Raw genomic sequence first — 15,598 nt, 5'->3', positions numbered from 1 at the left:
CTGTATAACCTGCGGCCATCATATCAAGGGTCGCAAATTATACAGAAAAAAAATGACTTTAGTTAGTTATAACTTAACTAAAGTGCCTTTTAATGCCACACCAGCGATAAACGTACCCGCACCACATTGATATTCTGTTTGGCTAACAAACTCACGCTTCTTGTAATACGACTGAATATTTACAACTGCATTCATGCCTTCACGAACAGCACGCTCTTGTAATGCTTTTAAAGCACTGAGCATTACCCATTCACACGCCTCTCGGTCAGTTTTATTAAATGCATTGGTTTTCTTGTTGGTGATCACTTCACCATAAGTTGTTTTAATCGTGTTATGACTTTGATCAGCAAAATACAGCGGAATATCTAACAATGCTTGTTTCGCTTTGGTGGTTTCAAGTAATGCTTGTACAGGTAGTGTTTGTAAATCATCACGTGCAAAACTGTTTGCTGAAAACAAACAAGCTACTAAAACACATGCAAGGGTCAATAACTTCATTTAAAAATTCCTTCTATAAAATTTCCATGCAACGCCAAAACCGACCGAAACATTATAATCTTGCTTCACGAGTGGGCTTGCATCTTGTTGACTGTTAGCAAGGTGATGATATTTAACAAAACCACCTAACCAATACTGTGTTGTGTCAAAATGTACCCCAATTGATACATCAGCGCCAGAAAAACCTGAACGACTTGAGTATGCTTGGCGAGTTTCATTGCTATGTAAGTCACTCACTCCATAGTAGTAATCAAGGTATTTATCGCTAGCAAAGTTGATATTGCCACGAAACGCTAATGAAAATTGTGAATCCGCTTTTTCGATGATCGGCACTCGATAATACACACTTGGCCCATAACGCCAGCCAATATCATCAATACCTGAGAAATCTGTCGCAATGGCTTTGCGTGCAAACAGGCTTAAATACAAATGCTGTTTAGCGTTTGGTTCACCTATTAGGTAGTAATTAAGTGAAGGTCCTAATTCAAACACCCAATCTAGATCATCCATACCTTCTCGGGCTTTGTTGTCTTCACTATCAACTGCAAGACCTACGCTTGCAGATAAATCTAAATGGAGATTTTCTTGCTGCCACAAAAAGCCAGTGAAACTATTACGGTCTATGGCCATTGTGTCACTTTGATAACGAAAATAAGGCACAGGCAATAGGTATTGCTCACTTTCATCTGAACCTAAATAATGCGGGATATCTGCATAAAAAAGGCCTGCACCGAACTCCATTTTTGCAGTGCCCTTTTCTCCACTATCTTCTGCAGCATAAGCATTAAAAGTTAGAATAAATAAAATACTTATGATGCAGCGCTTGATCATGCTTGCCACTTTTTAAAAATTAACGAGGTATTGATACCACCAAACGCAAAGTTATTACTCATAATGTAATCTGTTTGCATTTCACGGCCATTGCCCTTGATATAATCTAGGTCAGCACACTCAGCATCGACATCTGTTAAATTAATAGTAGGTGCAAACCAACCATCATTCATCATATTGATACTCGCCCATGCTTCAATGGCGCCACACGCACCTAAGGTATGACCTAAATAACTCTTTAATGAGCTAATAGGTTTCTTGCCAAGGGCATTGAAAGTCGCTAGAGACTCCGCAATATCACCTCGATCTGTTGACGTACCATGAGCATTCACATAGCCAATTTGGTCGGCAGTAAGCTGTGCATCATTAAGGGCCATTTCGATAGCCACTTGCATTGTTTCTGCGGTAGGTTGCGTAACATGTTGACCATCTGAGTTACAACCAAAACCAACTAGCTCCGCATAAATGGTCGCTCCACGGGCAAGGGCATGCTCATAATCTTCTAAAATGAGTGTGCCTGCACCTTCACCAATAACCAGACCATCACGATTTTGATCAAATGGTCGTGGCGTGCTTTTCGCAGCATCATTTTTTGTGCTGGTCGCGTACAAGGTGTCAAATACCGCGGCTTCTGTGATGCATAACTCTTCTGCGCCACCAGCCACCATGGCTTTTTGACGGCCATACTTAATCGCTTCGTAAGCATAACCAATACCTTGCGAGCCCGATGTACAGGCAGAGCTGGTGGTGATCACGCGACCTTTTAAACCAAAAAAGACACCCACATTCACAGGCGCCGTATGTGCCATCATCTGGATGTAACTGGTGGCCGTTACGCCCGTCATTTCGCCGGTTTCCATCATTTTTGCAAAAGCCAATAATGGTGGTGTTGACCCCGTTGACGAGCCAAAAGCAATCCCTGTAGAGCCATCGGTTAGGCTAGGATGCTCTAATAGCCCAGCTTCTTCTAAAGCAAGCTCTGTAGTACGGGTCGACATCATAGCAACACGCCCCATTGAGCGAACTTGTTTACGCTTATAATGACTTGGTTTAGTAAAATGAGTAACAGGTGCCGCTAGTCGAGTGTTTAGTTCTGGCGCCACATCCCAGTCAGTCATGTACTGAACGGCATTTTCACCTTTTTGCAAAGCGGTTTTAAACTCGCCCCAGGTATCACCTAATGCAGTGATGGCAGACATGCCTGTAACAACAACACGCTTCATTACACCATACCGCCATTCACAGAAATAACTTGGCGGGTGATATACGCAGCGTCATCGGAACACAAGAACGACACAGTGCCAGCTACTTCATTAACTGAACCCATACGTTTTAATGGAATCATTTTTAGCATTTCATCAACCGGTAAATCGTCTGTCATTTCGGTTTCGATTAACCCTGGTGCCACGCAGTTAACGGTGATCTTACGCTTTGCAAGCTCAAGCGAAAGCGCTTTGGTCGCACCAATAATGCCCGCTTTAGCGGCACTGTAGTTAACTTGCCCGCGATTACCGGCAATCCCCGACACTGACGCCATAGTGACAATACGGCCACCTTTACGACCTTGCACCATTGGCATCACCGTTGGATGCACCACATTGTAAAATCCGTCAAGGCCAGTGCGGATCACTTTATCCCAGTCATCACCTTGCATCGCAGGGAACGCCATATCATTTGTGATACCTGCATTACAGATCACCCCATAATACGCACCGTGCTCAGCAATATCAGCTTCAATTTGTTGTTTAGCTAGTTCTCTATCGCAAACATCAAATTGCAATAGGCTTGCATGACGACCAAGCGCACTAATTTCTTCACAGGTTTGCTCTGCTTCAGCCACACCACTGCGACAATGAACAGCAATATCAAAGCCATCGTTAGCTAATCTAAGTGCGATTGCTTTGCCAATACCACGGCTTGAGCCGGTGACTAAAATACGTTTTGTCATTGATTTTCTCTTATAAACTGCATGGGGTCTTGTGGTTGAAACACATTGATTTTTGCTTCTGCTAAGCATGTTTCATCGCTGTGTATTTGACACTCAAATACACTTAACCCTGATTCTTCTTGATATAATTTTGTCACCGAGACTTTAAGCGTTTGCTCGTTTTTAAATACCGGTGCATAGGTTTTATATTTGCGCGTGCCAATTAAAAAACCAATTTGTACTTCATTTCCTTTGTCTTTTGCCAGCGCACCCGCGTAAGCTGCGATAGTTTGCGCCATATATTCACAGCCAATATAACTGGCAACCCCATTTAAGCTCTCGTCATAAAACGGGCTTTGAGAACTAATATCCACTTCACAGCAACCTGACTCTTCGCTGTAACTAGATAGGCGATTGAGCAATATCATTGGTTCGCTATGAGGGACGACTTGCTCAATTTTATAGTGATTCATTTAGATGTCCTAGTACTACACTGACATTATTGCCACCAAAGGCAAACGAATTTGATAAACAGGTGTTAATTACTGCCTTTTCTGGCTGTGTTATTAAACCAATTTCAGCCAAAGAGTCGTCTTTTATCACCTGATTACATACTAATTGATTAAATTCCGGGTAGGCCAAATAGAGCCAACATAAGCCCGCTTCTAAGGCACCTGCAGCACCTAGAGTATGGCCGGTCAAATGTTTAGAAGAGCTCACTTTAGTATTTTTTCCAAATACCTCACTGATTGCCAGAGATTCCATCGCATCATTTTGCGGTGTAGCTGTTCCATGGGCATTAATGTAGTCAATATCTGAAGGTGTTAAATTCGCGTCTTGCAATGCCATCGTCATAGCTGCGATTGCACCAGAACCGTCTGCAATCGGTGCTGAAATATGGTGAGCGTCAGAGCTTTCACCACCACCTAAAAAGGCAATACTTTGTTTTGTGTGCTGCTCTTTACTCATAATAAATAATGCTGCGGCTTCACCAATATTGATACCAGCTCTGTCGCTGCTAAACGGCTTACAGATTTCATCGCTGATCGAAGATAACGAATCAAAGCCATTAATAGTGAGTTGACACAAGCTATCTACCCCACCACAAATTACCACATCGGCTAAATCAGCACTGAGTAAGGCACGCGCACTAATAAGCGCCTTGGCACTTGAACTACACGCAGTTGAAATGCTGTAACTTGGCCCCTTCGCAGCGAGTTTTTTGGCAATATAATTGGCGGGTGCAACGAGTGCTTGGTCGTAATAATCAAATTCCTCTGGCCACTTTCCCTTCGCTGCATGGGCAATTCGGCCTCTTTCACCTTCTTGAATTGCAGCAGTACTGGTACCAATAACCACAGCAATACGGCTACTCGGAATGTTTATGCCTGTCAATGTGTCAGTAATTTGCGCCAGCGCTAAATCGATTAGCTGATAAAACCGCATTGATGCGGTTAATGGCAGTTCATTAACCAACCCCACAAAAGTTGGGCGCTGCTCAAATGCAAGCGACGTCACCTCTGTGAGTGTTTGTTTAGGTTGCAAGCTGATACTTTGCATTGTTTGTTGATGACCAACCCCCAATGCACTAACAATACCTAAGTCGTTAAGCCAAAATGGCATAATCAATTAACCCTTTGAAATTTAATTTTGTAATCTCGCTGAAAGTTTACAAGTTCTGTTGCACCGTCTAAATAGCGAATTTCACTAATTAACTGCTCACCCTGATATAAGCGTCGCGTTGAGCCTTGTTCAACCAAGTTCAAGCCATAAAGCTGCGAGTTAAGCACAGTAACCGGCCAGTGTACTAGCATGATATCAGCAAGAATATAGCGAGGATCAACCGCGTTGATAGGGAGCATTTTTTCGCTTTTAATCGGCCCTAGTAGCGCTTTTTCTAACTGAAATATCGGCATACCTTGAGCCGTCATAACAGCCAAGTTAATACCCGTTTCACTGTTTAAACTCAGCTGCGCTAGTAATGTATGCTGCTCATCGCCATGGTGTACTTCAAGTACTTGCTGCCAATTATCGGCAACTAATGATGGCGGTGGATCAAGCAAATAAATCCCTGCATTTGGCGCTAAATCAACACCCTTTTTTACTGCAAATTCACTGGCACAACTTGCCACTAATATGCTCAAGGTTAAAAGCAAAGAGCGTGTTAATCGCGACATAATTCAACCAACGTATTTAAGCGTTTGTTGCTTTGTTTTACAAATGGGTTTCGTAAATCCCATGCATAACCCGCAAGAATAGCACTGATCATCTCACGCACTTGTTGATTTTGCTCACTGTAAAAAATCACGTCCTGAAATGAGCCATCATACCAGGCACTGACGTAGGCTCTAAAGCAATTAACCCCTTGTTGCAAAGGTTCACTGTAATCGTTTTTGAAATCAACTTGCTCACCACGTAAGTAGCTATCAACTAAAGGAGCAACCAATGAAGCTGATTTTAATGCAATCGTCACCCCAGATGAAAACACCGGATCTAAAAACTCACCAGCATTACCAAGTAGTGCAAAATGCTCACCATACAAGCTCGACACATTAGCCGAATAGCCTTTGATAGCGCGCGCTTCACCAAGTGCTTCACGATTGGCTAATAACTCACTTAAATAGCTATCTTGTTCAATAAATTCATTTAAACCAGCGAGTGGTTGTTTATCATTAAGTTGCTCTGGTTTACCGACCACACCAATGCTTGCCGTACCATCACTAAATGGGATCAGCCAATACCAAATATCTTTATGCTCTGGATGAACATTAATTAAGATTTTTTCGCGGTCAAACAGGGGATCGCTAATATTATCTTTAAAATGGCTGAAAAAAGCCCAACGTACAGGGAAATTTGATGCTGACTCTAAATCAAGTAAGCGAGGTAATACTCTGCCAAAACCACTGGCATCAAGCACAAAACGCCCTTTAATTTGATAGCCTTGCTGGTTTTCATCCGTAACATCAAGTAAAGCGCCATCCTCACAATTGCTGAACGCTAACACGCTATGTTGGTAACGTATTTCAGCCCCCTGCTGCATAGCAGCATCGGCTAAGCATTTATCAAAGTCAGCGCGTTTTACCTGAAAAGTCGTGCCAGGGCCTTCGCTAAATTTCTCGGTAAAATCGATTGTTGTGTGGTTGCCACGACGCTGAAACGCCGCACCATTTTTAAACTGAAAACCAAGCGATAGTGCCTGTGTTTGCACCGCTTGCTCAAGGCCTGCTTCTGCTAAAAAGCTCATGCACTGGGGTAATAAACTTTCACCAATCGAAAAACGCGGAAAGGTTTGCTGCTCTAACACCACCACATGCCAACCTTTTTTCACCAGTAAACTGGCAGCCACGGCACCTGAAGGACCCGCACCAATAATAACAACATCAGCCTGTTGAACTTGATTATTCACCTATTATTTTTCCTTATTTTTAGGTAATGCAATACTGAGCGGCGCAAATATATAGATACATATTAGCCCCACTAATACCGTTAATCCGAAACTGAAAATGGCCGGCGTTTTCGAAACGGCCAACATGCCAAATACCCACATCGATGATGCCGCTGACAAACTAATTGCGAGTACATTGCTAGGGCTTAAATTATTGACTTGATAAAACACCAAGTAATCGATTGCCAACGCTAATATCAATAAACAGCCTAATAAATTAAAAATCGACAGCTGAGATTGCAATGCACTGCAGAGTAGCAGTACAGCTGCAGTAGTTAGTACAAGCACTAACGTTTGCTTACACGCCGTTTTAAAACCAAATTTAACGCTAAATAGTAATAACGCAAAGGTCATCGCAATGGCCAATGTCACCAGTAACGAATTTGAGTAATGGCTTAAACCTTCGCTTATCATCGCGACTTTATCGTAAACAATTAAATCTGGGTAAGCGTTGGCTAAATCCATCAGCTCGGATTTATTTACACCGGTTACCATAAACCAGCTTGCGGTTAGTGTATTGTTTGAGATCACTTGGTTAGCGATTAACGGCGCTAACGGTGAATTAAGTGCCGCGTTTAAATCAAGCATTGATGTTGAAAGCTCAACGGGCGTCTCTGTCATTTGGCTAACCACACTCATCGCTTGCTGGGCCAAATGCAGTTGCTCGTAGTTTTGCTGTTGTAATTGTTTACTAGGCACTAAGTCACTAAGCATTACAGCAGTGCCATTAAGGCCGAGAATAGTTGCTTTTAATGCTTCTTGTTCTACTAATAATTGCTGCGCATTATCGGCAAATAAAATCATGATTTGGCCATTATCTTTACCTAATAAAGACATATGCAGCGCTTCGTTTTGCATTAAATCAGCAGGGCTTGCATTTAACAGCTTTACATCATCATTAATCACAGGGGGTTTTAGTAAAGCAAAAGCACTCAGAAACACTAGCATCAGCATGCTGAGTGAGACGCGATAATGCGTTAATCGTTCTAAATAACCACTTAACCTGTTTGCTAACTGATGCGCAACAGTGTTAATGGTTAAACCAGCTTGCCAATAAGGCAATAAAATACGGGTGCAAAGCCAAGCTGTAACTAGCCCTGCAACAACGAACACGCCCACTTGACTGAGTAACTGCACCGGTGAGAAAAACAAACTCGCGTAACCGAGTGTGGTGGTTAGTAACGACAACAACAGTGCCAGCTTAAGCCCTTGACTAAAACCTTGCAGCTGCTCGGTTAAATCAAGCATGCCATGAAATGCATAATCAATGGCAATACCAATCAGTGTCACGGCAAACACCATGGTTAATACATGCACCTGACTAAAAATACTGATCAGCGCAATGGTGCCGCCAATAGCGGCGCTTATCACGGTTACAGAGGCCAACCACAATGCATTTATCGAGCGGAACACCCAGACCACCATCACAATAAGCGCCAGCAAGCTCACCGAACCAAACAAGGTCATTTCAAATTTGGCTTGCTGCGCATTTGCTGCGGTGTGAAATAAAGCACCGGCATAGCGAATTTGTGTATCTGGATAGCGGCCTTCAAGCTCAGCGATATAGGCAACAATCTCATTGCTTAAAGCTATTGATTGATTTATTGAAAAGGCATTGTCAGCACTTTGCACGAATAACATTAAATACTCATCACCTTGATAGTTAATGTTAATTCGGCCATCTTGCAGCTCAAATTGCTGCATGTGCGCCATTGCCTCAGATAGGAACCCTGCTGTAGCAAGTGTTGGGTCTTGGTTGATAGTACTTGAAACAAAAGGATCAGCGACTTTACTCAACTGACTAAAGTAATACTGTTGAAAGCGATTAGCGTCGCCAATCGCTTGCTTATATTCCTCGGACACTAAATGCCCGGCGTACTGACCGTAAAATGCTGCCAACTGGGATATTTCTGGTAACTTAAAACGAGGCTCAATATGTTTGCTAGAAAGCCACTGTTCTAAATCATCATAAGCTTTTACTGCATTCTCACCACGAAAAGAAAAGCTCAACTGCTGTTTATTAGCCGCAAAAAAGTGTTCTTCGACTTGCTGTAAGCGCGGCTCTGACTTTGGTAACAAAGCCAAAATATCATTATTCAACGTAGGCTGTTTTAGAATAAAAACAACCACTAAGGCGCTAACTAATAGGCTCAGCCAAGCAAGCGTTAGGCCCCATGCTTTCACTGTTTTTGCTCAATTTGAGGATACGCAAAGCGTAATACCGTAAAGTTACCATTTGCTTCTTGAAGACGCACACGGCTCACTTGCTTTGCTGCTACACATAATTCGAACTGACTAAATAGCTGTTTTAGCAAGTCATCTTTAGGCAATAAAGTCTGACAACCGGGCTCTGCATGATCTGTCATCGTAAATTGCTCAGCAAGTGCCACTTCATCATGCTTTAAAATCGCTTGCAGTAAATTAACGTAAGGCTCAGCGCCTTTTTGTAGCTGCGGCTCACCTTTAGCGTTAAGGGTATATACTTGCCCTTGCTTGATTAATAGCGTGCTTTTAACCGGAGATTCAACCTGCCAAGTGAGGCCATCTTCAGCAAGTTCAAACGAACCTGTTGATATAAAAGGTTTACTAAACCCTTTAAAATGCTTTTCTTGGCTAAATGTGCCTTGCTCTGTCACTGCGCTCGATGCAAACACAGGAAAAAAAACGAGCACACTCAGTAACAACACGCTTAATCGCATTAAATCACCTTTTGAAGTTTTTCTTGTAGCACAGGCGGCGAAACAAACTGCATTTCTTTTTTCTCTATATCAACCGCAACTTGGATAGTCGTTGCTTTGGTTAACTTTTTACCTGTAGCGCAATCAGTGATTACGTAATCGATACGTAATCGTGTTTCATATTCTTTTAAGTAGGCATCAACGCGGATTTTTTGTGTAAACAATGCTGAGCCGACGTACTTAATATGCATGTCAATAATCGGCCACGCATAGCCAGATTCTTGCATTTGCACATAATCATAATCAAACAAACGCAGTAATTCGCAGCGCGCGACTTCTAAATAGCGCGGGTAATTTCCATGCCACACCACATTCATTGGATCGCAATCATGAAAAGGAATTTCAATCTCAACATGAGTGCTCAGCAACGAGCCACGACTATGCATATAAACTCCAACGTTTTGTTTGAATAGCGTCAACCGTAAAGCGAAGAACAGCCTCTAGAGGACGGTCTTCATCAAGCAGCGGGAAAAACTCGCTAATGTCTTGATACATACTTTGTACATCAGGGGTTAAACTAGCAAACTCAAGCTCGCCACTATTAATACGTAAACGCAAACCTTGAATACTCGCAAGCAAGGTACTAGCAACCACTTGCTCGGTAAGTTGCAATATACGCAAACAATCTCGTGCAGCGATGGTTCCCATGCTCACTTTATCTTGATTGTGACACTCGGTTGAACGAGAAAACACACTTGCTGGCATGGTTAGTTTTAATGCTTCAGCCGTGTATGCACTGGCACCAATTTGGACCGCTTTAAAACCATGGTTAATGTAGCGACGTTCATCATTACTCGCCGATAAATTAGAAGGCAAACCATTGTTATAGCGCGTATCAACTAAGGATGCGATTTGTCTGTCTGCTAAGTCAGCTAAATTAGCAACAGCGGTTTTCATGCTATCCATTACCATTGCAATATGACCGCCATAGAAGTGACCACCATGCAATACGTGCTCACCTTCACCATCGATAATTGGATTATCATTTGCCGAATTTAGTTCATTTTCAATCATTTGCCTAAACCACGGCAAACTATCTTGCAGCACACCAATAACATGTGGAGCACAGCGAATTGAATACCTATCTTGTAAGCGGTCAGCATTACGCGGGTGTTCTACATGGTTTAAGTCTCCACGGATCCATGCAGCTACTTGCTGTTGCCCTGGATGTGGCTTCACCGAAAACAAAATATCATCAAAGTGATGACTGTTACCCTTTAGTGCAAGGCTTGCAAGGGCTGTTATACGGCTGGTTAATTTAGCTAGATAATCTGCTCTATCATAAGCAAGGCATGCCAAAGCTGTCATTACGGCCGTGCCATTCATGACTGCCAGCCCTTCTTTCGGGCGCAGCTTTAATGGCTTTAAACCAAGTTCTTGCATCACCTCTAGACTGTTTTTAATTTCGCCTTTGTAATACACATCACGCTCGCCAACCATAGCACCGGCTACATATGAAAGTGGCGTTAAATCACCACTGGCTCCCACTGACCCTTCTTGCGGGATCACCGGTACGATATTGTGATTTAAAAAGTCACGTAATAAATTCAACATCTCCCAGCTAACGCCAGAATACCCTTGTGAAAGCGAACTTAAACGGCTCGCTAAAATAGCACGCCCTTGGACTTGATTAAACACATCACCAAGGCCACAACCATGAAATCGAGTAAGATGCAGTGGTAACTCATTAACTAAATCAAGCGGCACTTTTACGGTTACCGAGTCGCCATAACCTGTGGTTACGCCATATATCACGCCATCATCTTCAAGCAACTTGTCTAAAAAGGCCACGGCGCTGTCTATTTTATTCGCAAATTGACGGTCTGATGTTAACGCTACAGCACCTTGCTCTAATGCAATATGAACAATATCTTCGATTGATAAACGCTGTTGGCCAAATACGGTAGTCGAGTGCTCTGACACCTTAGTTCTCCTTGTTTTGACTACGAGACACTTGCTCGTCATTTTGCCAAAAATCATAAAAATTAAACCATTGATACGGATAGGCCGCAGCATAAAAACTGAGCCTTTGCGCATAATCGCTAACAATTTGTTGTAATGTTTGTTGCCTCGTTTTACGAGGTAAAACGAGCTTGTCGGCGTATTTTTCAAAAATCACGCGGTAACATGTCTCGCCATTTTGCTTTTTATCTTTTAAACAAAACAGATGAAACACCGGGCAATCTAACAGCGCAGCTAAAATAAATGGCCCTTGTGAAAAAGGGGCTGGCTTACCTAAAAAGTCCGCTTCAATAACTCTTCCTGCGGTGGTGGTGCTGGTTCTATCACCGACAATCACCACAATTTCACCCTGCTCGACTTTTTCTTTGAGCATAATTGCCATATCTGGGCCAAGATCGGTTACTTGAATGAGGTTTACTGCAACATCCGGATTGATACTTTTCAGTAATTTATTAAATTCAACAGCATGATGCGTAAACACCAATACATTGATCGTTTTACTGTTTCGGTGTTGGCTAAGTGCTCTACACACCTCTAAATTGCCAAGGTGTGAGCCAATAAAAATAGCCCCTTGCTGTTGCTCATCGAGTTGTTTAAACAGCGCTTCGTTGGTGTAAAGAATATTATGTTGCTGAATTCGTCCAAGCCATGCATCTATTTTGTCAAAGGCGCTGTCAGCAAAGCAGCGAAAATGACGGAAGCTATCGCGCCAAGTAACCGCTTTGTTATTGCCATTCACTTTACGCGCTTGGGTTAAGAATGCATGTGACGCTTGACGGGCAGTTTTGCCTGTTAAAAACAAATAAAACACCACCGGAAACAACACCAACCACAAGCCTTTACGACCAAATACGCGATAGCACACGAGCAATATTTGCATGCCAAAGCGATTGCCACGTTCTTGCATTTTTGACCAGTGCTTTACAGCCATTAGCCAGCCACCTTACGCCAAAGTAGCTTGGGAGAGCGTAGCAACATACCAAAGAATAAACGCGTATGCAGCCACGAAATTCCCACGTTATCGTGTAAAGCTCGAAAATGAGATACGCCATTTTCAGGGTAAATAACCTGGGTTGGCAAAAACGTGACTTTAACACCTTGCCAATAAAGCCTGACTAAAATTTCAATATCAAAGTCCATGCGCTTGCCAAGCGCTTGCTTAGCCATTAATTGCTCAACGGCTGCTAATGGGTAAACCCGAAAACCACACATTGAATCAACAATATCAAAGCTGAGTGTTTCTACCCAAACCCAAAAATGGGTGATGTAACGACTCAAATAACGGTGCTTTGGCACGGAGCTATCATAAATAGGACAACCACTGATCACCTTGTTAGGTGATGCATTACTGAGTTCAATCAACTTACTAATATCTGCTAACGAATGCTGGCCGTCAGCATCAACCTGAATGGCATGGCTAAACCCTTGCTGATAGGCAGCCATCAACCCAGTTTGAACTGCCCCACCCTTACCTTGATTTTGAGCATGGCTTATCAAGGTCAAAAAATCGTACTGTGCGTCAAGCTCTGCAAATACTTGCTTGGCATCAGCGTCACTGCCATCATCAACCATGATTATCGGCAGCTTTAACGCTTTTAGCTCATCGAGTACTGCAGCGATAGCATGGGTGTGATTGTAATTAGGAATAACAATACAAAACTGGTTCATGGCTTAATCACAAAATACAATTCGACCAGACGCATGCTGGCCTTTGTCCGAGTGATAGCTAAACAGGCACTTGCCTTTTGCATTACGCTCAAGAGTTAGGTTTACCGTCATATCGGGGGTTGTTACTACCTGAAACTTTAACACTTCTAAATCTTGTACTAGTTTGCCAAAACCCAAATATTGCTGAGCATATTTTACTGCCCAATCCAGCTGTACTACGCCTGCTAAAATTGGTGCATCTGGAAAGTGGCCGCGAAAATAATCTAAATCAGCCGCAATGGTTAACGCTAAACTCACGCTAGTTTCTGTTTGTGATAAAACGGCCACCTCTGGGGTCACGTTATTCAGACTTGGCAAAATACTGCTCCAATGTTTTTAAACTTAATTTAGCTTGACTGTTAAAAGGAAGTGCATCGATGTAGCGCCATTTACGCGGTAAGCAAATACGTTCAAAGCGGTTTGAGAGGTGCGCTTGTAATGTGCGGTTAATTGCCAATTTCCCCTGCTGTTCAAGCTCTTTATTAGCTTCATCACTGAGCACAACCACCGCACCAATTTGCACGCGCTTAGCTGGAATAACCACCACTTTAACTTCTTTTACCCAGTCATGGCTTTGCAGATAACTCTCAAGCTCATCTAGATTTAAACGTTTTTCTTCAATTTTTATCGTTCTGTCTATACGGCCCAACAGTTTAAATTGACCATTTTTATGAACGAGTGCTCTATCATCTAAAGGAAAATTCGATTGCTCTAAAATCGCAGAATCTAGCATCAAGCGTCCTTCATGATTCAGCGATAAAAAATTACCATTAAACGGCTGCCATGGTACATCAACCGCGGCTTGTGTAACTTGTCGATAAGCAATACCGCCAGTTTCGGTACTACCAAATACTTGGGTAGCTGGGCGAGCTAACTGGTTAAATAAAGTTTCGGCATGCTCATTATTGAGCGGTCCGCCAGAGGAGAATAACCACTTAATTTTGTCACGCTCAGGAATTAACACATTATCAGCACATAAGCGACCAAGTTGCGCAGGGCTTGAAACGAGCGCTGCATAACGAATATTTTTTAGCCTTTGCGCAATATGCTCAGGGTACTGAATTTGTTCACTATCAATTATATGGCCTTTCGCCAACGGCCAAAGTAAACGAAATAATAAGCCGTAAATATGTTGATGCGAAACGGTTGCTAAAAACGTAAACTGGCTGGGTAAGTCAAATGACATTGAAAGTACTGCAAGCTCTCGATTTAATACCCGCCACGGTTTTACTATCGGTTTAGATTGTCCTGATGAGCCTGACGTATAAAATATAACCGCTGTGTTTGTTGGCCATTGTAAACGGTTAGTTTGCAAAGGCGTGTGACCCAGACTGAGTTCAAGGTTGGTAAATAGCACATCATCATCGATATTGGTCGCATCGCCTGCAAAAAAAGCAGACTGAGCAAGCAATAAACTTAAGGTTTCGTGCTGACCATTAGGCGGAAGAATAACATTATGACCACTACAGGCTAAGGCAAATAAGCGAACTGCAAATTGGTAGGTATCGGGGTGGAATAACACCACATGACTGCCAGCTTTAAGCGCCGTAAGCTTACTTTGATAAGCCGCAATATCAGCAAAAAACTGTGTGTGTGTTATTGGCTGCCCTGCAATAACAAATGCAGCATCTGGGTGAAATTTCAGGTTACTCGATACCATTATTTTTAACCTTTTGTCTAACAAGCCATTCCACAAGACCCAAGAGAGCTATCAGAATATAGGCTACTAGTCCGTTGTACAGTGTCCATGTCTGTAACGATGTAAATAGGCTAGTGTATAACGCAATACTGCCATTAATAATAAAAAACGCGCACCATACTTTAGTAACTTGGCGCGTGTAATTAACCCCTTTCTCATCAAGCTCAGGCTCTTTAATTCGAGCAAAACTCTCAATGACTGTTGGGCCACTTTTCAGTGAATAAGCAAAGGTTATGGCCATTACTGTATTTATAATGACCGGGTACAGTTTTAAGCCCAGATCATTGTTAAAAAACTGCGTTGTAGCTAAAGCGATAATAGCCCAAATAGAGGCGGGCTTTATCCATGGCATAGATGTGAGCAGCTTTTTGCTCAGCAAAAGCCTTAAACCTAACAATACCATCAGTACCAAGCTCACTTGCCTTATTGAGATATGCTGTAATCCAAAATACACAATAAATGGGTATAAAGATAAGCACACTAAAACCAGTGTTGTGGTTATCGCTTTGAGCATAGTAATGTTTATGAAACGAGTTTTTCTACTTCATTTACAACATCTTGCACAGTACGCACTTGTTTAAATGCATCTGGCTCAATTTTCTTGCCAGTGATTTCGCGTAGTTTTACAACTAAATCAACAGCATCAATGCTATCAAGATCTAGGTCTTGATACAGGTGCGCATCTAGGCTGATATCATCAGCATCAATCTCAAATTCATCTACTAAAATGCCCTGTAAAACGTTGTAAATGTCAGCAGCGGTTTTCATGCTTATTCCTACTTCTAAGTCTG

Annotated in this window: 18 protein-coding genes; all 18 read right to left on the bottom strand. The window is 42.5% G+C overall.

Going from position 1 to position 15,598, the window contains the following annotated elements; all coding sequences use genetic code 11:
- Positions 1–66: 66 nt before the first annotated feature.
- The gene (locus IRQ78_RS03595) at positions 67–498 is read right to left on the bottom strand and encodes a hypothetical protein (protein WP_054554538.1); all 432 of its coding nucleotides are present in this window, start codon (positions 496–498) and stop codon (positions 67–69) included.
- Positions 499–1,329 carry a MipA/OmpV family protein gene (locus IRQ78_RS03590; protein WP_194441364.1) on the bottom strand — a complete coding sequence of 277 codons (831 nt, stop codon included), beginning with the start codon at positions 1,327–1,329 and terminating at the stop codon, positions 499–501.
- Positions 1,326–2,552 carry a beta-ketoacyl-ACP synthase gene (locus tag IRQ78_RS03585; protein WP_194441363.1) on the bottom strand — a complete coding sequence of 409 codons (1,227 nt, stop codon included), beginning with the start codon at positions 2,550–2,552 and terminating at the stop codon, positions 1,326–1,328. Before IRQ78_RS03585 ends, IRQ78_RS03590 begins: the two co-directional genes overlap by 4 nt.
- Complete coding sequence (gene fabG, locus IRQ78_RS03580) at positions 2,552–3,277, bottom strand: 3-oxoacyl-ACP reductase FabG (RefSeq protein WP_063707666.1); 726 nt, start codon at positions 3,275–3,277, stop codon at positions 2,552–2,554. Before fabG ends, IRQ78_RS03585 begins: the two co-directional genes overlap by 1 nt.
- Positions 3,274–3,729, bottom strand: coding sequence for an ApeP family dehydratase (locus IRQ78_RS03575; RefSeq protein ID WP_054554542.1), 456 nt, complete (start codon positions 3,727–3,729; stop codon positions 3,274–3,276). The genes fabG and IRQ78_RS03575 overlap by 4 nt, the downstream gene beginning before the upstream one ends.
- Complete coding sequence (locus IRQ78_RS03570; protein WP_194441362.1) at positions 3,716–4,879, bottom strand: beta-ketoacyl-ACP synthase; 1,164 nt, start codon at positions 4,877–4,879, stop codon at positions 3,716–3,718. Before IRQ78_RS03570 ends, IRQ78_RS03575 begins: the two co-directional genes overlap by 14 nt.
- Before the next feature lie 2 nt (positions 4,880–4,881).
- Positions 4,882–5,433, bottom strand: a complete 552-nt coding sequence (locus IRQ78_RS03565) for a DUF3261 domain-containing protein (protein ID WP_194441361.1) — start codon at positions 5,431–5,433, stop codon at positions 4,882–4,884.
- Entirely contained in the window at positions 5,421–6,662 is a 1,242-nt protein-coding gene (locus IRQ78_RS03560; RefSeq protein WP_138616505.1) for an NAD(P)/FAD-dependent oxidoreductase, read from the bottom strand. Before IRQ78_RS03560 ends, IRQ78_RS03565 begins: the two co-directional genes overlap by 13 nt.
- A 3-nt stretch (positions 6,663–6,665) precedes the next feature.
- The gene (locus IRQ78_RS03555; RefSeq protein ID WP_138616503.1) at positions 6,666–8,885 is read right to left on the bottom strand and encodes an MMPL family transporter; all 2,220 of its coding nucleotides are present in this window, start codon (positions 8,883–8,885) and stop codon (positions 6,666–6,668) included.
- Positions 8,882–9,400 (bottom strand): outer membrane lipoprotein carrier protein LolA, encoded by a 519-nt coding sequence (locus tag IRQ78_RS03550; protein ID WP_138616501.1) that lies wholly within the window; start codon positions 9,398–9,400, stop codon positions 8,882–8,884. The genes IRQ78_RS03555 and IRQ78_RS03550 overlap by 4 nt, the downstream gene beginning before the upstream one ends.
- Entirely contained in the window at positions 9,400–9,825 is a 426-nt protein-coding gene (locus tag IRQ78_RS03545) for an acyl-CoA thioesterase (RefSeq protein ID WP_138616499.1), read from the bottom strand. The genes IRQ78_RS03550 and IRQ78_RS03545 overlap by 1 nt, the downstream gene beginning before the upstream one ends.
- Positions 9,818–11,362 carry an HAL/PAL/TAL family ammonia-lyase gene (locus tag IRQ78_RS03540; RefSeq protein WP_194441360.1) on the bottom strand — a complete coding sequence of 515 codons (1,545 nt, stop codon included), beginning with the start codon at positions 11,360–11,362 and terminating at the stop codon, positions 9,818–9,820. Before IRQ78_RS03540 ends, IRQ78_RS03545 begins: the two co-directional genes overlap by 8 nt.
- Before the next feature lies 1 nt (position 11,363).
- Positions 11,364–12,332, bottom strand: coding sequence for an LpxL/LpxP family acyltransferase (locus tag IRQ78_RS03535; protein WP_187490020.1), 969 nt, complete (start codon positions 12,330–12,332; stop codon positions 11,364–11,366).
- A complete protein-coding gene (locus tag IRQ78_RS03530; RefSeq protein ID WP_194441359.1) occupies positions 12,332–13,069 on the bottom strand; it encodes a glycosyltransferase family 2 protein in 738 nt (245 codons plus the stop codon). The genes IRQ78_RS03535 and IRQ78_RS03530 overlap by 1 nt, the downstream gene beginning before the upstream one ends.
- Before the next feature lie 3 nt (positions 13,070–13,072).
- Positions 13,073–13,426: an ApeI family dehydratase gene (locus IRQ78_RS03525; RefSeq protein ID WP_119853021.1), complete on the bottom strand. Its 354-nt coding sequence runs from the start codon at positions 13,424–13,426 to the stop codon at positions 13,073–13,075.
- Complete coding sequence (locus IRQ78_RS03520) at positions 13,410–14,768, bottom strand: AMP-binding protein (RefSeq protein WP_194441358.1); 1,359 nt, start codon at positions 14,766–14,768, stop codon at positions 13,410–13,412. The genes IRQ78_RS03525 and IRQ78_RS03520 overlap by 17 nt, the downstream gene beginning before the upstream one ends.
- A complete protein-coding gene (locus IRQ78_RS03515) occupies positions 14,755–15,210 on the bottom strand; it encodes a COG4648 family protein (protein WP_228482515.1) in 456 nt (151 codons plus the stop codon). The genes IRQ78_RS03520 and IRQ78_RS03515 overlap by 14 nt, the downstream gene beginning before the upstream one ends.
- Before the next feature lie 119 nt (positions 15,211–15,329).
- On the bottom strand, positions 15,330–15,575 hold the full coding sequence (locus IRQ78_RS03510; RefSeq protein ID WP_054554554.1) for an acyl carrier protein: 246 nt from the start codon (positions 15,573–15,575) through the stop codon (positions 15,330–15,332).
- Positions 15,576–15,598 lie beyond the last annotated feature (23 nt).

The organism is Pseudoalteromonas simplex (assembly GCF_015278155.1).
GTDB classification, from domain to species: Bacteria; Pseudomonadota; Gammaproteobacteria; order Enterobacterales; family Alteromonadaceae; genus Pseudoalteromonas; species Pseudoalteromonas simplex.
The sequence above is the reverse complement of the archived record's forward strand: the minus strand, read 5'-3'. Positions and strand labels throughout refer to the sequence as shown.